This is a genomic window from Thermococcus sp. AM4, assembly GCF_000151205.2.
Classification (GTDB): Archaea; Methanobacteriota_B; Thermococci; order Thermococcales; family Thermococcaceae; genus Thermococcus.
Window position 1 is genome coordinate 1,251,093 of sequence record NC_016051.1, and the last position, 17,459, is coordinate 1,268,551.

The 17,459-nt window shown below is 55.4% G+C and carries 23 protein-coding genes; 11 read left to right on the forward strand and 12 right to left on the reverse strand.

Features of this window, described 5'->3' with window-relative positions:
• Position 1: 1 nt before the first annotated feature.
• Positions 2-1,774 carry a tetraether lipid synthase Tes gene (gene tes, locus TAM4_RS06850; RefSeq protein ID WP_014122513.1) on the reverse strand — a complete coding sequence of 591 codons (1,773 nt, stop codon included), beginning with the start codon at positions 1,772-1,774 and terminating at the stop codon, positions 2-4.
• A 149-nt stretch (positions 1,775-1,923) separates the two neighbouring features.
• Here tes and TAM4_RS06855 point away from each other — a divergent pair, with 149 nt between their 5' ends.
• Together TAM4_RS06855 and udg are read left to right on the forward strand one after the other, a co-directional pair.
• The gene (locus TAM4_RS06855) at positions 1,924-2,274 is read left to right on the forward strand and encodes a hypothetical protein (protein WP_014122514.1); all 351 of its coding nucleotides are present in this window, start codon (positions 1,924-1,926) and stop codon (positions 2,272-2,274) included.
• A 5-nt stretch (positions 2,275-2,279) separates the two neighbouring features.
• Positions 2,280-2,864, forward strand: coding sequence for a type-4 uracil-DNA glycosylase (udg, locus tag TAM4_RS06860; protein WP_014122515.1), 585 nt, complete (start codon positions 2,280-2,282; stop codon positions 2,862-2,864).
• On the opposite strand, the gene TAM4_RS06865 is transcribed toward udg, so the two are convergent.
• Positions 2,865-3,320 carry a hypothetical protein gene (locus tag TAM4_RS06865; RefSeq protein WP_014122516.1) on the reverse strand — a complete coding sequence of 152 codons (456 nt, stop codon included), beginning with the start codon at positions 3,318-3,320 and terminating at the stop codon, positions 2,865-2,867.
• Positions 3,321-3,502: 182 nt separating this feature from the next.
• Between TAM4_RS06865 and TAM4_RS06870 the strand changes: the two genes are divergently transcribed.
• Together TAM4_RS06870 and TAM4_RS06875 are read left to right on the forward strand one after the other, a co-directional pair.
• Positions 3,503-3,925: a hypothetical protein gene (locus tag TAM4_RS06870; protein ID WP_014122517.1), complete on the forward strand. Its 423-nt coding sequence runs from the start codon at positions 3,503-3,505 to the stop codon at positions 3,923-3,925.
• A gap of 323 nt (positions 3,926-4,248) precedes the next feature.
• A complete protein-coding gene (locus TAM4_RS06875) occupies positions 4,249-5,577 on the forward strand; it encodes a TrpB-like pyridoxal phosphate-dependent enzyme (protein WP_014122518.1) in 1,329 nt (442 codons plus the stop codon).
• Here TAM4_RS06875 and TAM4_RS06880 read toward each other — a convergent pair.
• Together TAM4_RS06880 and TAM4_RS06885 are read right to left on the reverse strand one after the other, a co-directional pair.
• Positions 5,574-6,221 carry a Ribonuclease P protein component 3 gene (locus TAM4_RS06880; protein WP_014122519.1) on the reverse strand — a complete coding sequence of 216 codons (648 nt, stop codon included), beginning with the start codon at positions 6,219-6,221 and terminating at the stop codon, positions 5,574-5,576. The two genes, TAM4_RS06875 and TAM4_RS06880, sit on opposite strands and share 4 nt — an antisense overlap.
• Complete coding sequence (locus TAM4_RS06885) at positions 6,218-6,676, reverse strand: RNA-binding protein (protein ID WP_014122520.1); 459 nt, start codon at positions 6,674-6,676, stop codon at positions 6,218-6,220. The genes TAM4_RS06880 and TAM4_RS06885 overlap by 4 nt, the downstream gene beginning before the upstream one ends.
• 95 nt (positions 6,677-6,771) lie before the next feature.
• Here TAM4_RS06885 and TAM4_RS06890 point away from each other — a divergent pair, with 95 nt between their 5' ends.
• Entirely contained in the window at positions 6,772-7,002 is a 231-nt protein-coding gene (locus tag TAM4_RS06890; protein ID WP_014122521.1) for an AbrB/MazE/SpoVT family DNA-binding domain-containing protein, read from the forward strand.
• Between the two features lies 1 nt (position 7,003).
• Positions 7,004-7,375 (forward strand): type II toxin-antitoxin system VapC family toxin, encoded by a 372-nt coding sequence (locus tag TAM4_RS06895; protein WP_014122522.1) that lies wholly within the window; start codon positions 7,004-7,006, stop codon positions 7,373-7,375.
• 5 nt (positions 7,376-7,380) lie between these two features.
• On the opposite strand, the gene TAM4_RS06900 is transcribed toward TAM4_RS06895, so the two are convergent.
• Both TAM4_RS06900 and TAM4_RS06905 read right to left on the reverse strand, forming a co-directional pair.
• A complete protein-coding gene (locus tag TAM4_RS06900) occupies positions 7,381-7,965 on the reverse strand; it encodes a 50S ribosomal protein L15e (RefSeq protein ID WP_014122523.1) in 585 nt (194 codons plus the stop codon).
• Positions 7,966-8,068: 103 nt separating this feature from the next.
• Positions 8,069-8,629, reverse strand: a complete 561-nt coding sequence (locus TAM4_RS06905) for a hypothetical protein (protein ID WP_014122524.1) — start codon at positions 8,627-8,629, stop codon at positions 8,069-8,071.
• A gap of 135 nt (positions 8,630-8,764) precedes the next feature.
• On the opposite strand from TAM4_RS06905, the gene TAM4_RS06910 reads away from it, so the two are divergent.
• The 5 genes from TAM4_RS06910 (at position 8,765) to TAM4_RS06930 (ending at position 12,051) form a co-directional block, all read left to right on the forward strand.
• Positions 8,765-9,475, forward strand: a complete 711-nt coding sequence (locus tag TAM4_RS06910; RefSeq protein WP_014122525.1) for a PrsW family intramembrane metalloprotease — start codon at positions 8,765-8,767, stop codon at positions 9,473-9,475.
• 2 nt (positions 9,476-9,477) lie between these two features.
• Positions 9,478-9,702, forward strand: a complete 225-nt coding sequence (locus TAM4_RS06915; protein WP_014122526.1) for a hypothetical protein — start codon at positions 9,478-9,480, stop codon at positions 9,700-9,702.
• Positions 9,696-10,322, forward strand: coding sequence for a hypothetical protein (locus tag TAM4_RS06920; RefSeq protein WP_048150205.1), 627 nt, complete (start codon positions 9,696-9,698; stop codon positions 10,320-10,322). Before TAM4_RS06915 ends, TAM4_RS06920 begins: the two co-directional genes overlap by 7 nt.
• Positions 10,323-10,431: 109 nt before the next feature.
• Complete coding sequence (locus tag TAM4_RS06925; protein WP_014122528.1) at positions 10,432-11,232, forward strand: hypothetical protein; 801 nt, start codon at positions 10,432-10,434, stop codon at positions 11,230-11,232.
• Between the two features lie 36 nt (positions 11,233-11,268).
• Entirely contained in the window at positions 11,269-12,051 is a 783-nt protein-coding gene (locus TAM4_RS06930; RefSeq protein ID WP_014122529.1) for a hypothetical protein, read from the forward strand.
• Here TAM4_RS06930 and TAM4_RS06935 read toward each other — a convergent pair.
• The 6 genes from TAM4_RS06935 to glpK all read right to left on the reverse strand — a co-directional run bounded on the left by TAM4_RS06935 (position 12,048) and on the right by glpK (position 17,445).
• Positions 12,048-12,392, reverse strand: a complete 345-nt coding sequence (locus TAM4_RS06935) for a DUF1667 domain-containing protein (protein ID WP_014122530.1) — start codon at positions 12,390-12,392, stop codon at positions 12,048-12,050. The two genes, TAM4_RS06930 and TAM4_RS06935, sit on opposite strands and share 4 nt — an antisense overlap.
• Positions 12,389-13,645, reverse strand: coding sequence for an NAD(P)/FAD-dependent oxidoreductase (locus TAM4_RS06940; protein WP_014122531.1), 1,257 nt, complete (start codon positions 13,643-13,645; stop codon positions 12,389-12,391). The genes TAM4_RS06935 and TAM4_RS06940 overlap by 4 nt, the downstream gene beginning before the upstream one ends.
• Positions 13,645-15,132 carry an NAD(P)/FAD-dependent oxidoreductase gene (locus TAM4_RS06945; protein WP_014122532.1) on the reverse strand — a complete coding sequence of 496 codons (1,488 nt, stop codon included), beginning with the start codon at positions 15,130-15,132 and terminating at the stop codon, positions 13,645-13,647. The genes TAM4_RS06940 and TAM4_RS06945 overlap by 1 nt, the downstream gene beginning before the upstream one ends.
• 155 nt (positions 15,133-15,287) lie before the next feature.
• Entirely contained in the window at positions 15,288-15,752 is a 465-nt protein-coding gene (locus tag TAM4_RS06950) for a type II toxin-antitoxin system VapC family toxin (protein ID WP_083820420.1), read from the reverse strand.
• On the reverse strand, positions 15,715-15,918 hold the full coding sequence (locus tag TAM4_RS06955) for an antitoxin family protein (protein ID WP_014122534.1): 204 nt from the start codon (positions 15,916-15,918) through the stop codon (positions 15,715-15,717). Before TAM4_RS06955 ends, TAM4_RS06950 begins: the two co-directional genes overlap by 38 nt.
• A 45-nt stretch (positions 15,919-15,963) precedes the next feature.
• A complete protein-coding gene (gene glpK / locus TAM4_RS06960) occupies positions 15,964-17,445 on the reverse strand; it encodes a glycerol kinase GlpK (RefSeq protein WP_014122535.1) in 1,482 nt (493 codons plus the stop codon).
• Positions 17,446-17,459: the final 14 nt, after the last annotated feature.

Consider the following 17,459-nt stretch of genomic DNA (forward strand, 5'->3'; position numbering starts at 1 on the left):
CTCACACCTCCTTAACCCCGAAGTAGTCCTCTATGTCGATGTAGGTCTTCCGGTAGAGCTCGCTGTTCCTCATCTTCTCGACGAACTCCCTGCTCCTGAAGTACTTGTCCTTCTTGTACTCCCAGTCAGGATGGAGCTTTTTCCACTCCTCCCACGTGTAGCTGAACTGGGCCTGCACCTTGTCGCGGTAGAGCTCGGGGATCACGTTGAAGGTACAGAACGGGACGATCCTGCCGTCGGGCATCGCGTAGTGAATTACACAGCGCTCAACGCGCTCGACGTCGTAGTTGTACTCGTCCATGAAGTGCATCATTCCAAGGAAGAGGGCGTTCTCGTGGAACTTTCCGAGGGCGTCGTAGTTGCCGTGCATGAAGGCGTTCTTTATGAGCTCGAGAACGCTCAGACCCTTGGGGGCGTACCTCTCATCGTAGAAGCTCTTGAATTTGATGAATATCTCGGCACCGAGCTTGAGCTTCTGGAGCTTGCCTAGGTGCTTCCACTGCTCTATCTCCTCCGCCTTGCTCTCGAGGTATTCCACGAAGCCCTCGACGTCGAGGAACCTGCTTATCGGAACAACTTTCTTGTTTTCGCGGTCGAGGAAGACGTAGGTAGCTGCCCCACAGGAGAAGTGGCTGGTCATGTAGTAGCGTGAGCCCGAGAAGACCTCGAAAAAGCGCGCTATATGCCCTGCTATTGGAATCGGGTACCAGTCGTCCCTCGTTATGACGCCGTTGGTCTGCTCCTCTATGCGCTTTATCGCTCCAGGAATCGTTATCCTGAACCTCTGGCGCTCCTTCTTCGGAACCCTGCCGACCTGGGAGAGCGGCTGGAAGTTAACACCCCTGACTATGTCGAGGTGGTTGAGGCCGAAGTTGATTATAGCCCCAAGCTCGTGGTCGTTGACGTTCCTGATCGTTGTCGGCACGAGGACTATTCCCGGCCCTCCGGCCTTCCTCACGTTCTCGAAGATGAGCGGGATCTCCCAGTGGTTCTTCCAGTTGGTCTGGGGTGTCATTCCGTCGTAGCTCAGGTAGAGGGTGTTGGTTCCGGCCTCGCGGATCTTCTTCACGAGCTCGGGCTCGAAAGCGAGCTTTATTCCGTCGGTGTTGAGCTGTATGTGGTCGTAGCCTTCCTCCTTCGCGATCTTGATTATCTCGATCAGGTCGTCGCGGAGCGTTGGCTCTCCTCCGGTGAACTGGACGGCGTTGGCACCGATTGGGTACTCCTTCTTCGCGTTGCGGAGCATCATTCTAATCTGCTCCAGCGTTGGCTCGTATATCGGCTGGCCTTCTTTGGCGTAGAAGAAGCAGTACCAGCAGCTCAAATTACAGCGGTTCGTCAGGACTATGTTGAGCAGGCTCGTGTGTGAGCGGTGCCTCGGACAAAGGCCGCAGTCGAGGGGGCAGTTTACGCCGGAGTTCTCAACGTTGGTGGAGAAGAGCTCCTTTTCCTCCCAGCGCCAGACCTTAAAGCGGTAGTACATCTCGACGTCCTCGTAGTAGAGGTCGGTTATCATGCCCTCGGGGCACTTCTTGGTTATCCAGACCTTTCCGTCCTTCTCCCACACGAGGGCCGGAACTATTCTCCTCGTCTCGGGACAGAGGGAGTACGTCCTGTGGGGCAGGTCACCACCGTAACCCCTGCTCGCGGTCTTCAAAAGCTCGTAGAATTCATCCTCGCTGATTTCCGGAAACTCAACTATATCCCGTATCCTCTTGGTTGATTCGGCGAATTCCTTCTCCCCGCTGGGGATTTCACCCAAACTTTCAGCCATAGGCATCACCTTTAACAACTCCTCCCTCTGGCGGGTGTTCAATCTAAGAGTATAAAAGCTTTTGCGTAAATATGAAGATTTTCCTGCATAGGTATGAGCGCCGGCACAAGCGTTAAAAACGGGAGCGTGAACCCTTCCAGGGGTTGAAGATGCCGGCGAGAGAGATGAGGATGGAGATGTTCCTCAGGGCGCTCCTCAGGAGGGACTTCTCAAGGGCTAAAGGGCACATGGAAAAGCTCCAGAAGATAGCGGGAAACGACGAGTGGGGCAGGGGCTACTCAAAGGCCGTCACCGGGTTCCTGAGTGCCATTCAGGACAACGACCCCGACTCCCTCGTGGTCCAGCTCCTCAAGGAGCACGATCGAAAGAAAGCAGAGGAAGTGCTCGAACGCTTTGAGCAAATACTGAGGCAGGAGTTCAGAGACGAGTACGAGAGGGGCTACTTCACGGCATGGGTCGAGTTCCTGAAGGCCTACCTGAGCCAGAAAACCCTCGCGTGATGCCTATGGGGAAGGAAGAGCTCATGAAAAAGCTGGAGGAGAGGATCAGGAACTGCCGGAAGTGTCCCCTGGGCCAGCTCAGGACCAACGCCGTTCCCGGCTCCGGAAGCTACGACGCCAAGGTCATGTTCGTTGGGGAAGCCCCGGGTTACTGGGAGGATCAGAAGGGCCTTCCCTTCGTCGGCAGGGCAGGAAAGGTTCTCGACGAGCTCTTGGCGGGAATAGGGCTCAGCAGGGACGACGTCTACATAACGAACATCGTCAAGTGCCGCCCACCGGAGAACCGCAACCCAACGGAAGAGGAGATAAGGGCCTGCTCCCCCTACCTCGACATGCAGATAGACATCATAAGGCCCAGGGTGATAGTTCCCCTCGGGAGGCACTCAATGGGCTACATCCTTAGGAAGTTCGGATTCGAGCCGGAACCGATAAGCAAGATCCACGGGAAGGTTTTCAGGGCCAACACCCTCTTCGGAAGGATCCTCATAATGCCCATGTACCATCCAGCGGCGGCCCTCTACAAGCCTCCCCTCAGGGAAGAGCTGAGAAAGGACTTTGAAAAGCTGGGGAAGATCCTGAACGAGCTCTAATCACTTCTTTGACCCCGCGGAGGACACGAACCCCACTGAAAAGCCGACCCACGCCAGCAGGTAGCCGGTTCCGACGCTGAGCGTGTCCTTTCCACTTCCCCACTGGAGCAGGCCAACGGTCAGGAGGACCATGCCCACCAGCCCAACCCCGTGGCCGAGTTTTCCGTTGAAGAGCCCTATTACCGCCCCGAGAAGGATCAGGGGAACGGACACTATCGAGAGGAGCTCGTTGATTGAGGTCTCCTTTGCCTTGAGGTGGAGGTAGCTCCTTACCTCCTTCTCGTTGAGGTACAGGCCCTTTACAACGTCCAGGAAGCTGAGGGAACGATTTGAGGATGAGCCGTTGTGGTCAATGGCGTAGGCCACGACTCCACCGGAGGCATGCTGGGACGTGAACCACGGCATGCCCATTGCCACGAGGACGAGGAGCGCGGCCAGGAATGGAATCGGTCTCACCTTTCTACACCCAAGACCACTCCAACGGCCCCTTTATGAGTTTTTCGGCCCAAAATTACTCGGAATCCATAATCCCATGTACTCTTTCTTTTAGTTTGGAAACGGCATCTTTTCTGCATCTTTTTTCACCACCCGGTCAAAACCCTTTTATCCACCCTTGAAGAGTGAATGTGGGGACGGAAATGGAGCGGATAAGAAAGGCCACAATGGAACTCGTTTCGCTCTTCAACGAGGAGAACGGCGAGCCCCGCCTGGTGGGCATCCTCGTGGCTAAGGCGGGCAGGAGGAGCTACAACTTCTCGCTCTTCGACATAACGGAGAACGAACTCGTCCTCCAGCTCCACATTGGAAGGACCCTCGTGTACCTAGCCTTCGAGAGCCAGGAGGAGATAGAGGAAGACGAATACCCGGAACTCGTGGAGGGGATCCTCAGAAGGGCCGTTCCAGCGGTCAAAGAGCTGATAAAGGCTATAGAGGCCGAAAACCTTGAGGAGCCGGCAATACTCTACGATGAGATGAGTCCGGACGTTAAGGAGTTCGTCTACGACCTGCTGATCCGGCACAGGAGGGGAGCCTCTCCATACGACCAGACCGAGCCGGCTTAGATGAATGACGATCTCCGCCCCCATTCCCCCGGAAAAATCGTCGCAAATCCCAATTTTCCGCCGAAACTTATTTAAACAAAGACCCACTCCGAGTATCGATGCGCCATGATGGTCAGGAGTGATTGTTTTTGGCTTTGAAGGTCGCTTCTCGAGCCCCGGCATAGCAGTTAGGCGGGATTGTTTTTGGCGCTGATATGAGGGGGGATTGCTTTTGGCCGCGCCCTTCTGTCACTTAAACGCTCCGGTTTAGTTCTCACGCTCTTATTCCCTCACCCTTTGGGACCTTTCTCGAACGGATTAAAGGAATTGGAGGAGGTGTTAGAATGAAAGCCGTTCTGCCCGATTCGAAGATACCAAAGAGATGGTACAACATACTGCCCGATCTGCCAGAGGAGCTGGCTCCGCCCCTCGACCCGGAAACCGACGAGCCGATGAGGCCGGAGAAGCTGTTGAGGATTTTCGCAGAGGAGCTGGTAAAGCAGGAGATGAGCACGGAAAGGTACATCGAGATTCCGAAGAAGGTTCGCGAGCTCTACGCCAAGATAGGCAGGCCCACACCGCTTTTCAGGGCGACAAACCTTGAGAAGGCCCTTGGCACACCGGCGAGGATTTACTTCAAATACGAAGGCGCCACTGTAACGGGGAGCCACAAGATAAACACCGCTTTAGCTCAGGCCTACTACGCGAAGGAGCAGGGAATAGAGAGGCTCGTTACTGAAACGGGAGCCGGCCAGTGGGGAACCGCTTTGAGCCTGGCCGGTGCTCTTCTCGGGTTAAAAGTTCGCGTTTACATGGCGCGCGCCAGTTACTTCCAGAAACCATACAGGAAGACGATAATGCGCCTCTACGGGGCCGAAATCTATCCCAGTCCAAGCGACAGAACGGAAATCGGGAGGAAGTTCCTGAGCGAGGATCCCAACCACCCCGGAGGGCTGGGAATAGCGATAAGCGAGGCGATTGAAGACGTTTTGAGGGACGAAAAAGCCCGCTACGCCCTCGGAAGCGTTTTGAACCACGTGCTCATGCACCAGACCGTCATCGGCCTCGAAGCTCAGGAGCAGATGAAGGAGTTCGAGGAGCCGGACGTTATAATCGGCTGTGTAGGCGGTGGGAGCAACTTCGCTGGCCTTGCGTATCCCTTCGTGAGGGACGTTCTGAGCGGTGAAAAGGAGTACGAGTTCATAGCGGTCGAGCCGAAAGCCGCCCCGAGCATGACGCGCGGTGTCTACAAGTACGACTTCGGCGACTCCGGTGGTTACACCCCAAAGATGAAGATGCACACCCTCGGCCACACCTACTACGTCCCGCCGATTCACGCTGGAGGGCTTCGCTACCACGGCTTAGCTCCGACGCTGAGCGTCCTCATAAACCACGGAATAGTCAGGCCAGTAGCTTACCACCAGAACGAGGTCTTCCAGGCGGCGGAGCTGTTCGCGAAGACCGAGGGCATAATCCCAGCACCCGAAAGCGCCCACGCGATAAAGGGCGTCATAGACAGGGCGTTAAAGGCGAAGGAAGAAGGAAAGGAGGAGGTCATACTCTTCAACCTGAGCGGCCACGGCCTGCTCGACCTGAAGGGCTACGAGGACTACCTGGACGGGAAGCTCGAAGATTATGAGCCGGACTACTTCCCGGCTCTGGAGGAGCCTTAGTCCAGTTTTTTCAAAATTTTTCTCGGGTGGAAGTTCAGGCTCGCCCTCGCCTCTGGAATCTCCATCCCGATGTTTATCCCGAGGCTCATCAAGTCCCTCGGCCCGCGAACCTCCCACCTGCTCTCGGCGGAGCTCGTGATGAAGCGCGGAACGCGATACTTCTTTGTTAATTCCCAGACCTTGGCCATGAAGCGGAGCGTTAGGGCCCTCTCGTAGGGGTTCGCCCTCAAAAGGGGTGAGAGGGAAAACCCTATCGCGACGCCCCTCCTGCCGGCCATTCCCGCCAAGGTGTGGTCGAAGCCGTAGTCCTTCCTCCCGAGCCAGGGGCTTATCAGCGCGTCCGCCTTTGCCTCGATTGCCATCCTGTTGACCCTCATGTCGCCTCCCTGAACGTAGAGCAGAGCCCTGAGGTTTCTCGCTTTAAAGGCCCTTATCAGGCTCGGCTTTCTCGTTACGAGCAGGAGTGCAACCTTTCCGTAGGTCCTTCTGAGTTCTCGGAGTTCTTCCTTCAACGAGTCCCAGTCGGGCTCGGCGTCGAGGACGAGCTTTTTGGTGAAGACTACCTCGTCGAACCACTCCTTAGCTAACTCGTAGGCTTCCGCATTCCTGACGTCCATCTCGACGAAGTAGTCCCTCCCGCTCATTCCTTCTCCTCCAGCCACTCCCTCACGGCCTTCACAACGGCCTCTTTCCTCATCGGGAAGGCCTTGACCTTAATTCTGACCTGTATCACGTCGGCTCCCTCGTCAACCTCAACGTCGCCGAGGTAAGCCTTCTGCTTGTTGAATCGGACGTAGAGCGTTCCCTCGTCGTCGACCTTCTCGTCGAGGTTTTCCAGTATGTAGCGCCTCGCGTTCTCGTCAAGGAGCTCCCTGAAGTGCTTGAGGAACGCCCTCACCGCTTTGCTCCTTTTTATCTCAACGTTAACGACCTTAATCGGGTTGCCGAAGAAACCCTCGGTCTCAACGACCTCAAAGTGAATGTCCTCGTCGTCTATCTCCTCCGGAATGAAGGTTCCTATCGCCTCTAAGACCTTGTCCTCGTCCTCGGTCGCGTGAATGAAAGTCGTAAGCCTGACGTGGTGCGCCCTGAGCGTCATCTTCTCTCACCCGAACTCCTTTGGAGGAGGGATTTAAAAAAGTGAGTGGGGGAAAACCATAAGTATGTTCCCATCTAAACCCCTATGGTGGGAAAATGCTGGCCAGAGTGGACTCGCGGGGGAGGCTCTACATACCCAAGGAGCTCAGGAAGAACCTCTCGGGTGAGGTTTACCTCGTTAGAGTAGCGGAGGGTATTCTCATAGTGCCCAAGCCGGAAGACCCGCTGGGGGAGCTTGAAGAGCTTGGAAAGAAGCTCCCGGACGTTTCCCTCGAAGAGCTGAGGAGGGAAATCCTGAAGGAGGCAGAGAAGCTCGCGGGTGAGTGAAATGGTCTACGCGGACACGGATTTTTTCCTCGCCCTTCTCAAACCCAACGACTGGCTGAAGGAGAACGCCAGAAAGCTTTACGAAAAATATAAAGGGCGGATAACGACCTCGGAGGCAACCTTCCTCGAGCTTTTGATACTCTCAAAAAGGTTCAATCTCGACCCCCTCAGGCTTCTGGCGGCTGTGATGGCGATAATCGAGGAGGAAAACGAGGACTACCTCCGGGCAGCGTACTACATGAAGGAGCACAATCTCAATCCCTTCGATGCAGTTCACGCGGCGAAGTGCGGAGGGGTGATAATCAGCTCGGATAAGGCCTTCGACAAGCTCGGAATCAAGAGGATAAAGCTCGAAAAGCCGGAAGAAGAATAAAAGGCTCACTTGGTCTTGCCCTTATTAGCTCTAACGCTGGGCCTGACCTTTTCAGCGCCCTTGCCCTTGTTCCTCAGGCCGCGGCCCTTCTTGCCGGCGCTCGTGAGACCGCGGAAGACCCTACCCTTGTGGGCTTTACCAGCGATCCAGGCTATCTTCGGGTCGCTCTTTATGACCGGGTGGTGCGGGTCAACCATTATGACCTCGAACCACTTGTACATTCCGTCCTCGCCGACCCAGTAGGAGTTGAGGACCTCGAGGTTCGGGAACTTTCTCGCGGCCTTCTCCTCGGCTATCCACTGGAGGCTCTTCTTCGGGCTGTATTTAACCATACCCATCTTGCTCGGCTTCCTTCCGCCCTTCCACCTGGGCCTCTTCCTTCCACCGCGCCTGACCCTAACGCGAACGACGACGTAGCCCTGCTTGGCCTGGTAGCCGAGGTTCCTCGCTCTATCAAGCCTCGTCGGCCTCTCGACGCGAACGACGACCGGCTCTCTCCTCCACTTTATCATCCTCTTCTTGAGGAGCTCTCCCACGTAGCTCTTCTTGGGGCTCTTCCAGGCTTCCCTTATGTACTTGTACATTCCCATTTCAATTCCCTCCCACGTTTGTGGTTCTCCGCAGAGCGGAACATCCCGCGGGCGAACCCGCCTAGTCGGTCGGGTTTCGAGGGTTGGTTTTTAAGGGTTGCGCTCACCCAACCGGATGAACACCGTTTTCCCTGATCATTTCCTCGAGCTCCTGAATCGTCACCAGCTTGTAGTCCTTCTCGGGGGAAGGCGCAACGTAAACGGCCGACAGATTGTCGAAGAACTGCCACGTTCCGAGCAGCCGGAAGTAGACGTTGGAACCGTCCTCGGAGAGCTTGCCGTTCCACACCTGAATTGAAAGGGACTCGAGTTTCTGGTCGAACTGAACCTTCAGCGTTCCCTCTATGAGCTCATCCGAACACGCTCCCACCGTGCCGTTGCCCGTGAGAGCCCGGTACGTTGCAGCGTCGAGCTCGTAAACTTCCACTTTGCCCTGCTCCGGCAGGAGGTACGTGAACGCGACCGTGCAGTTCGAGAGGACGTTGCCCTGAACGTAGTAGGTTCCGTCATCCTCGGGGCCCGGAACTATCCCCCTGCTCAGCTCAACGTCCACGAGCTTCGGGGGGGAAGGATTGGCCTTTTCGAGGATGTCCCCCCAGAAAGCCCCAACGAGAGCAACGGAGATGAACAGTAACACCACGATGATCGTGATCTTCCTGTCCATACCACCACCTGATGAGAAAGTTAAACCCCGGAGTTGATATATTTTTTGTGCAGGTGGTAACGTCCACTCGTGGTAACCACCCGAAACCGTGAAAACATTAAAAAGATCGAACTCCCAACTGTTGAGGGTGGTGGCATGAACGTTATAGCGTCGATAGTGTTCTTCGCGTACGTGCCGGCCTTGATACTCTTGTGGTACTTCTATCACGAGGACAAACTGGAACCGGAGCCAAAGAGGTACGTTATCATGACCTTCCTCCTAGGGGCAAGCCTCTCGGTAACTGTAGCTTTTGTCATAGAGGCCCTCCTGACCCCCAGGTGGGGCTACGCCAACTATCTCCTCCCCGCGAGTGCCTTCTACATGGCCCTTGTTGCAGGGGTTGTGGAGGAACCGGCTAAGGCCCTGGCGATACTGTACCCGTTCAGGGCCGGCCAGATGGACGGAATAATGGACGGGGTCGTCTACGGCGTTGCAGCAGGACTCGGATTCGCGGCAACCGAGAACTTCCTCTACGGTCTGGGGTACGGCCTCCCCACGACGGTTTTCAGGGCGTTTTTAACACCCTTCGCCCACGGAACGTGGAGCGCGATAGTCGGAGTTGGATACGGGCTCGTCTCGGAGGGAAAAGCCGATTCAGTCGGAAGCTTCCTCCTTACGGCGATGTTCCTCCACTTCCTCTGGGACTACTTCGCGTTCCTGAGCGAAGCGGTTCCGGCCTACAACATACTCCTCATCTTCCTGCTCCTCCTCAACCTGGCGATCCTCAGGTACCTCATACTCCTCGGCCGTGCCGAGGACGAGCAGAAGAGGTGGTACTACGCCCTCAGGGGCATGTGGAGGTGGTGAGCTTGAAGGAACTCAGGAGCATCGTTGAGGAGGCCCTGTTTGAAGCCCGGCCCTACGTCGAATACCCCGACCGGCTGAGGGAGCTGGTGCTCGGCTTTCTTGACGGAGCCGAAAGCGTTGAGGACCTAAAGAAACGCCTCGAGGAGGAGATCGCGAGGGCGGACGAGCCCTTTAAGACCGATCTGAGAATATTCCTCCAGAAGCTCGAGGCGGTGGAGGGATGGTGAGCTTTCTCCACAAGTTCGGGATTCTATTCGTTCTTTTTCTCCTGCTCTTCGTCTACCCTGACGGGATCAACGACACGGGATATTCCTACAGGTACACCCGGCACGATAGTGGGTTCATGTCGTCCCAGTCGAAGGGCTACGGCGTGATATGCCCCGGCCAGTTCGGCGCGTACTACGAAAGCCGTGATTGGGATAGAGAGATCTTCGTCAGATCCTTCAATCTAAACCAAGATACCCTCAGGAGGCTCAACGATCCCTACACGTTCATGAGCGACATGAGAAAAAGGGCCACCTCCGTGAGCCTCACGAGGAAGGGAAACAGATCGATCCTGATCCTCAAATGGAAAAGAGGGGACGAGTACACCACAACCTACTACCGGCTCGTTGCGGTCTACGTGAACGACGAACTGAGGGAGGTCTCGTACGACACATCAACCTCCCTTAACTACGATCCGAGGAACTCCACGGTTCTCGTTGATTACATCGACGTGCACATAAAGTACAGGATCCAAAAAACCCGCTGCTGGATCAAGGCCATAAGCTGGTGGAAATCGGCGCTGAGAGACTACCTCAGGAGCATGGCCGGCCAGGTTGAGAGACACGGCAACGAGCCGTGGTGAACTTTCCACTTTTTGCACACTATTCTCAGTGGTATGTGAAATTTGAATACAAAACATATTTAAAGGCTGGTGCGTTTCTACTCGTGTAAACTGCACGGGTGTGGTAAAGATGAGAAGACTCCTTGCAGTGCTGTTGATCCTCGGGGTTGTTATAGCCGCCGGCTGCATCGGCGACCAGGTCGGCCTGACGAAGGAGAAGGTTCTCAACGCGATAAACAGCATCGAGCGCGGTGAATACACTACGAACGCCAGCGTCGTCGTCAGGGCCTTTTCCGATAGACTCAACAGCACGATGAAAATCGAGGAGTACATCCAGGTAAATGGTGCCTTCGACAACAGGAAGAAGCTCGAAAAGGGCCACCTGAACGTCCGTGTTAAATACCTCGGAATAGAGACCAAGGTGAACTGGCCCTACTTCGCCAACGGCTCCGACGTTTACTTCAACATCAACGGCAAGTGGTACTCCATGCCCCTGGACAACGAGCTCACGGAGTTCGCCAACAGCAGCCTGAACGTTGACTTCATCGAAAAGCTCCTCTCCAATAAGGAGATCGAGATGAAGAGGATCAAGGGAGGCTACTACTTCAAGACCAACATCACGTTTGGAGAGATCCTCAACGCCACCGGGAGGGAGTTCATCAACACGCTTCTGAAGAACAGCGACATAGCGAACATAACCACGAAGAGCGGCTACATCGAGGTGAAGATCAGGGGCGACGGCATGCCCTACTGGATCCACGAGTACCTCAACGTGGTTGTCTCGATCAGGGATCCGATCAAAGGGGACACCGCAAACATGTACTTAACAATCAACGAAACCACAGAGCTTAGGAACATAAACGGCGACGTCATAATCACCACCCCGAAGGGGATAGAAGAGGCAAAGCCCCTCGACGATGTTCTTGGCTGACCCCCTTCTTTTATTGTCTCCACCGGGGGTGTAACCGTGAAACGTGCCCTGCTCGCGCTTCTGCTGTCGGCTGTAGTGCTGCTGTCCGGGTGCATCTCCCGCGGCCCCGGGCATGAGGGCAAAGAAGCGACCTCATCAACGCCGACAATCGAGGAAAAGCTTCTCCAGGGCATCGACAATCTGACAAAGTACAACCTCTCGATGGTCGAGAGGGTTGAGTTCAACCTCTCAGAGATGACAATGCTCCCCACGAATCCCGCAATGGGGTTCATGATCACTGGCCTCGTCGACGAGGAAAGGGGAGTAATCCTCGCAAACGTGTCCCTGGAACCAATCGACCCCTTCGGCATGACCGGACAGAAGTACATCCTCTACGTCAACGGCTCAAATGCCAGGCTCGAACCTGCAGGAGGTCTCATTTCCGGCCTCCCGGATTCTGTGACCACAGACCCCATGCTCTTCAAGGGATACATCGAGCAGGCCAAGCACGCGCTCAAACTCATGCTGTCCTCAAAAAACGTCTCGATAACCAAGAACGGAAGCGTCTACGTAGTCCGGGGCAGTTTGAGCAACGGAAGCATCGAAAAGCTTCCGAACGCCAAATTTAGCGTCTCCTCAGCGGGATCAAGCCAAAGAATGAGGGTGAAGAAAGCGTACTTCGAGGCCACAATAGCCGACACCTTCGGAAGCTTTGCCTACACCATTCACGTTGAGTACGAAAACCCCGCAGGAAAAGCAGTGTATGAACTCCACGTTGAACTCAAGAAGCTACCGAAGGATTTCAGAATAAAGGTTCCGGAAAAGGAAGGGGCGAGCTAAGCCCCCCTCGTCGCCACTATTTTTATCCCTTCCCACTCCGCAACAGTTTCTCCGACCTTCACCGGCGCTTTGAGTCTGAGCTTCGCCAGAAACTTCATGAGCTCCGGTATCTTCTCCTTCGGAACAGGCTCGGCCGTCTTGACGCTCACCGTGGGCAGGGCTCCCCCTTCAACGGGCACGACGCTCATCACGACCCTCTTCGGGTTCGTGACTTCCTGAATAGCCCACTCCTCACCGCGCGGGCAGGTGCAACCGCGAACTTCCTTGACCTTCCCGTCCTCCATCTCGACCTCGATTGAACATCCAAGGGGGCAGACGATGCATGTGAAGCGGTATATCATGCCTTCACCACCTCCACGGTGAGCTTCTCGGCCTTCCTGATTTCTCCTGCCTTCAGTTTTATCCTCAGCATCTCGGCAGGCTTGACCACCGGGAGCTTCATCCTCTTGCCTATCTCCGGAATTCTGAGCTCGACGTCCTCCATCGGTCTGGCAACGCGAAGGTAGAGGTAGACGTCTCTATCTCCACTGAGGTAGTGGGGAACAATCAGGCGGACGTTTTCGCCCTTCTCCACCTTAACCCACTTCCTGCTCTCGATTCCCCCGTTCTCGATGAACTCCTTGGCTCCCTCCACCGCCAGCTCACCCTGCTCCGCGACGTAGTCAACGAGGTCGTTTATCAGGAGTGAGTTCCCGGCAACGAATATTCCCGGGACGCTGGTTTCCAGTCTGTCGTTCACGACCGGTCCGCCTGTTGCCGAGTCAATCTCAACGCCTAGGGCTTTCAATTTTTTAACACTCGGGACGAGGCCGGCCGATATTATCAACGTATCCGCCTCAATCCAGAACTCGCTTCCGGGGATTTCGTTGAGGTTTTCGTCGACCCTGACGACCTTTACCCGCTCGACGCGACCCTTTCCGCGGACTTCCACGACCTTGTGGCCCAGGTAGAGAGGAATATCAAAGTCCCTGAGAATCATCACGTTTCTCGCCAGTCCCCCTGGATAGGGCATCAGCTCGACAACGGCCTTAACCTTCGCACCTTCAAGGGCGAACCGGCGCGCCATTATCAAGCCAACGTCGCCGGAACCCACGATGACTATCTCCTTACCGGGCATTATCCCGTAGATGTCCATCAGCGTTTGGGCCTCCCCGGCCGTGTAGATTCCAGAAACCCTGTCGCCGACGATTCCAATCTCGAAGGCATGCCTTTCCCTCGCTCCCGCGGCGTAGATTACCGCCTTCGCCCAGGCCTGATAAGCCCCGCTCGGCGAGGTGAAGATTACGACCTTCTCGAGGTCTGAGTAGTTCCTAATCTCAAGAACCCTCGCGGCCGTTCTGTACTCCACCCCAAGCTCGACCAGCCTCTTCGCGAGGCGCGAGGCAAACTCGGGCCCTGTCAGCTCTTCTTTGTAGTAGTGCAGGCCAAAGCCTGGGTGAATGCACTGGGGGAGTATTCCTCCAAGGTAGTCGTTCTCGTCGAGGAGCAGGACGTTTAAACCCAGCTCCTTGGCCCTAATCGCGGCCGCCATTCCCGCAGGACCGCCACCGACCACAACGACGTCGTAGCTCAGCATCGGAATCCTCGGGAACATCAGGCATCCCCCCTGAGGAGAACCTTGACGTCTCCTATTCCAATCTCGCTTCCCTTACCTTTCAGCGTAACTTTCCAAGGTTCTACTCCGTATTCCTTCGCCAAAAGCTGGACAATCTTCGGCCTGCAGAAGCTTCCCTGGCAGGTTCCCGTTGTGGCTTTGGTCCTGAACTTGACGGAATCAACGCTCGGCGTTTTAACGCCTATGAACTTCATCCTCTCAATCGCTTCGAGTATGTCGCCCTCGCTGACGGAGTTACAGCGGCACACTATCTTTCCGTAGGCGGGGTTCTTCTTCACGGCTTCGTTCACCTGCTCGGGCGTCATCATGAAGAAGTGGCTGATTTCCTTCCTGTAGGGGTTCCACTTCTCCTTTTCCTTCAGCTCGATTCCAAGGTCGCGCTCGATTATCTCGGCAACCTCGTAGGCTATCGCCGGGGCGCTCGTCAGGCCGGGTGAGCGTATTCCAGCGACGTTGATGAAGCCCCAGACCTCTTCCTCCGCCTTGATTATGAAGTCCCCTCCCGTCGGCTCGGGCCTTAGACCGGCGAAGGTTCTGATTACCTTGCTCCTTGGGGGCAGTTGTGGCCATAGCTTCTTGGCCCCTTCCCAGACCTGCTCAAGGCCCTCCCTCGTGGTGGCGAGGTCTTCCTTCTCCTCGGGCGGTAAGTCCTGGGCGTTCGGCCCTATCATCAGATGGCCGGAAATCTCGGTGGTTACAACTATTCCCTTGCTTATCGGCGTCGGCGTCGGGAAGAGGACGCGCTTCGGCCCGGGAACGTCGTCGTCAAAAATCCAGTACTCACCTTTCCTCGGGTGGATTTCGAAGTAGTCTATGCCTGCCATTCTCGCTATTCTGTCCGCGTAAAGACCCGCTGCATTGATAACGATGTCCGCCTCGATGGAGCCATCCTTTGTCTCAACACCCTTAACCTCACCGTTCTCGACCTTTATTCCAGTAACCTCCGTCTCGAGGTGCGTCTTCACGCCGTTCGCAACGGCGTTCTCGGTTATCGCGATAACGGCCGGAATCGGCCCAATCTGACCCACTATTGGAACCCACAGCGCTCCAATCGCTTCCCTCGTGAGGTTGGGCTCAAGGTGGAAGAGTTCGTCCCTATCGACGATTCTCATCTCCGGAACGCCGTTCTTCCTCCCGCGCTCTAAGAGTCTCTCGAGCTCGTCGAAGTCCTCCTCCTTCGTCGCGACTATTAACGCCCCGTTCCAGACGTGCGGAATCTCAAGCTCCTTGGCCCACTGGTGCCAGAGCCGGTTTCCCCTTATGCACAGCCTGGCCCTCGTTGGGTACTTCTCGGGGTCGTCATCGTAGCCGCCGTGAATTAAAGCCGTGTTGGCCTTGCTCACCCCCCAGCCTACGTCCGGAGCTTTTTCTATCAGATGAACCTCGAGGTTCTCGTACCTGCTGAGAACCCTCGCTATGCTCGCCCCGCTAATTCCTGCCCCTATTATGGCCACCTTCGTCTTCATAACCTTCACCTCAATCTGACTCCAGAAACGGTGTCATGTGTTTTAAAGCTTTCCTTAACCTTTAGTTTGGCGAAAAGGCAAGGAAAGAACTCTTTGAGGCATTAAAAGAAAGGACAGGGCAGGACAGGATTTGGATGGACGAAGATGTTCATTTATCATGGCAGGGTCTCAATGTTTGGGACCTTCTTAAAATCAGAGTCGAAGGTGGCAATCCTCTTAATCCCGTACTGAATACATGAGGCGAGAATCATAGCGTCGTTGGGAAGCAGGTTGTGTTCTTCAATTAATCTCCGTGCAATTTCCACGGTTCTTTCCGTTATCTCAACCACTTCAAGCTCTGGAAGTGCACTAAAGAACTCATCGGCCACGTTGATGGCCTCTTTAATTTCTCCAACTTTTTCTCTTATGCCGTAGGTTGAGTACCTTCCATGCTTTTTTACGTACTCGTTAGCCATGAGCTGAAACCAGACCTCACCGATGACTGTTGGGTTGAGGTAGAACCTCGTTCCTTCGTCAATCATTTTTTCAAGCGCGACCACAGCCCTCTCGTCTCCGAAAAGGAAATTCAAGATGAAAGAGGTATCAAGGAAGACCCTTTCCCCTGTGGAGAACGTACTCATGATAAGCCTCCTCCAGCTCCTCAACGCTAACGGCTCTCTTAACACTTCCTGCAAGCTTCAGGACGTCCCGCTTTATGACAACGGTTACTTTCTCACCTTCCTTGAGATTCACCCGTTTTAGGGGTTTTAGAACACCGTTCTCATAGACGGCCTCGACGGTTTCCATGCTCCCACCTGAAAATAATTGGAGGAAACAGTAATAACCCTTTCGTCAGACCCCAACGACCTTCGCCCAGCCCATGGCCCTCTTTACCGCCTCCTTCCAGCCGTGATAGAGCTTTCTCCTTGTTTCCTCGTCCATCCCCGGCTCGAACACCTTCTCCGCCTTCCAGAGGCTCTCTATCTCCTCAAGGCTCTCCCAGTAATCGACGGCCAGTCCGGCCAGATACGCCGCGCCGAGCGCGGTGGTTTCCTTGACGACGGGCCTGACAACGCGCCTGTTCAGTATGTCCGCCTGGAACTGCATCAGGAAGTCGTTCGCCGTGGCCCCGCCGTCAACGCGGAGCTCCTTTATCCCGACGAGCTTCTCCATCTCCTCTATGACGTCGCGCGTGAGATAGGCTATCGCCTCCAGAGTTGCCCTTGCGAGGTGCTCCCTGCCGGTTCCACGCGTTATACCGATTATCAGCCCCCGTGCGAACTGGTCCCAGTACGGTGCTCCAAGGCCGACGAAAGCCGGGACGAAGTAGACTCCTTCGTTGCTCTCGAGCTTCCTCGCGAGTTCCTCGGTTTCGGAGGCGTGCTTGATAATCTTTATTCCGTCGCGGAGCCACTGAACCGCTGCTCCCGTTACAAAAACGCTTCCCTCGAGGGCATAGGTAACCTTTCCGTTGAGTCCCCAGGCTATTGTCGTGAGCAGATTATCGGAGTAGCGGACGGTCTTTCCGGTGTTTGCTAAAATGAAGCTTCCCGTTCCGTAGGTGGCCTTCACCATTCCGGTCTCGAAGCCCGCCTGCCCGAACAGAGCCGCCTGCTGGTCTCCTGCATCGCCGCTCACCGGAATCTCCGTCCCGAGGAGTTCCTTCTTCGTGTAGCCGTAGACCTCGCTCGACTCCTTCACTTCCGGCAGAACCTCCTCCGGGATCCCGAAGATTTCAAGGAGTTCGTCATCCCAGTCGAGCCTCTTTATGTTGAAGAGCATCGTCCTTGAGGCGTTGGAGTAATCGGTTACGTGCTCTCCAGTGAGGCGGTAGATTAAGAAAGTGTCGACGGTTCCAAAGAGGACTTCGCCCTTCTCCGCCTTCTCCCTTAAGCCTGGAACGTTGTCGAGGAGCCACTTGAGCTTGCTCGCGGAGAAGTAAGCGTCGGGGACGAGGCCGGTCTTCTGCTTTATCATATCCCCGTATTCGCGCTTTATCTCCTCGATAAGCTCGGCCGTTCTCCTGCACTGCCAGACTATCGCGTTGTAGAGCGGTTTTCCGTCGCGGTCAAAGACTATCGTAGTTTCTCTTTGGTTAGTAACGCCAATCGCCGCTATTTGACTTGGCTCTATTTTCGCCCGCTCAAGGGCAGTCTTTATGGCCCTGAACTGCGCGTCCCAGATTTCCTCCGGATTGTGCTCCACCCAGCCGGGCCTCGGATAGTGCTGGGGAAACTCGTACTGACCGAGGCCGATGATGTTGCTCTCCCTGTCGAAGATTATCGCCCTCGCGGAAGTAGTTCCCTCGTCGAGTGAGAGGATATAGCGCTCCATACTGCCCACCAGAT

Bases quoted from the DNA above. Each gene is read 5' to 3' on its own strand.
- tes (WP_014122513.1), bottom strand. From the start codon at position 1,774: ATGGCTGAAAGTTTGGGTGAAATCCCCAGCGGGGAGAAGGAATTCGCC.
- TAM4_RS06855 (WP_014122514.1), top strand. From the start codon at position 1,924: ATGCCGGCGAGAGAGATGAGGATGGAGATGTTCCTCAGGGCGCTCCTC.
- udg (WP_014122515.1), top strand. From the start codon at position 2,280: ATGGGGAAGGAAGAGCTCATGAAAAAGCTGGAGGAGAGGATCAGGAAC.
- TAM4_RS06870 (WP_014122517.1), top strand. From the start codon at position 3,503: ATGGAGCGGATAAGAAAGGCCACAATGGAACTCGTTTCGCTCTTCAAC.
- TAM4_RS06875 (WP_014122518.1), top strand. From the start codon at position 4,249: ATGAAAGCCGTTCTGCCCGATTCGAAGATACCAAAGAGATGGTACAAC.
- TAM4_RS06880 (WP_014122519.1), bottom strand. From the start codon at position 6,221: ATGAGCGGGAGGGACTACTTCGTCGAGATGGACGTCAGGAATGCGGAA.
- TAM4_RS06885 (WP_014122520.1), bottom strand. From the start codon at position 6,676: ATGACGCTCAGGGCGCACCACGTCAGGCTTACGACTTTCATTCACGCG.
- TAM4_RS06890 (WP_014122521.1), top strand. From the start codon at position 6,772: ATGCTGGCCAGAGTGGACTCGCGGGGGAGGCTCTACATACCCAAGGAG.
- TAM4_RS06895 (WP_014122522.1), top strand. From the start codon at position 7,004: ATGGTCTACGCGGACACGGATTTTTTCCTCGCCCTTCTCAAACCCAAC.
- TAM4_RS06900 (WP_014122523.1), bottom strand. From the start codon at position 7,965: ATGGGAATGTACAAGTACATAAGGGAAGCCTGGAAGAGCCCCAAGAAG.
- TAM4_RS06905 (WP_014122524.1), bottom strand. From the start codon at position 8,629: ATGGACAGGAAGATCACGATCATCGTGGTGTTACTGTTCATCTCCGTT.
- TAM4_RS06910 (WP_014122525.1), top strand. From the start codon at position 8,765: ATGAACGTTATAGCGTCGATAGTGTTCTTCGCGTACGTGCCGGCCTTG.
- TAM4_RS06920 (WP_048150205.1), top strand. From the start codon at position 9,696: ATGGTGAGCTTTCTCCACAAGTTCGGGATTCTATTCGTTCTTTTTCTC.
- TAM4_RS06925 (WP_014122528.1), top strand. From the start codon at position 10,432: ATGAGAAGACTCCTTGCAGTGCTGTTGATCCTCGGGGTTGTTATAGCC.
- TAM4_RS06935 (WP_014122530.1), bottom strand. From the start codon at position 12,392: ATGATATACCGCTTCACATGCATCGTCTGCCCCCTTGGATGTTCAATC.
- TAM4_RS06940 (WP_014122531.1), bottom strand. From the start codon at position 13,645: ATGTTCCCGAGGATTCCGATGCTGAGCTACGACGTCGTTGTGGTCGGT.
- TAM4_RS06945 (WP_014122532.1), bottom strand. From the start codon at position 15,132: ATGAAGACGAAGGTGGCCATAATAGGGGCAGGAATTAGCGGGGCGAGC.
- TAM4_RS06950 (WP_083820420.1), bottom strand. From the start codon at position 15,752: ATGAGTACGTTCTCCACAGGGGAAAGGGTCTTCCTTGATACCTCTTTC.
- TAM4_RS06955 (WP_014122534.1), bottom strand. From the start codon at position 15,918: ATGGAAACCGTCGAGGCCGTCTATGAGAACGGTGTTCTAAAACCCCTA.
- glpK (WP_014122535.1), bottom strand. From the start codon at position 17,445: ATGGAGCGCTATATCCTCTCACTCGACGAGGGAACTACTTCCGCGAGG.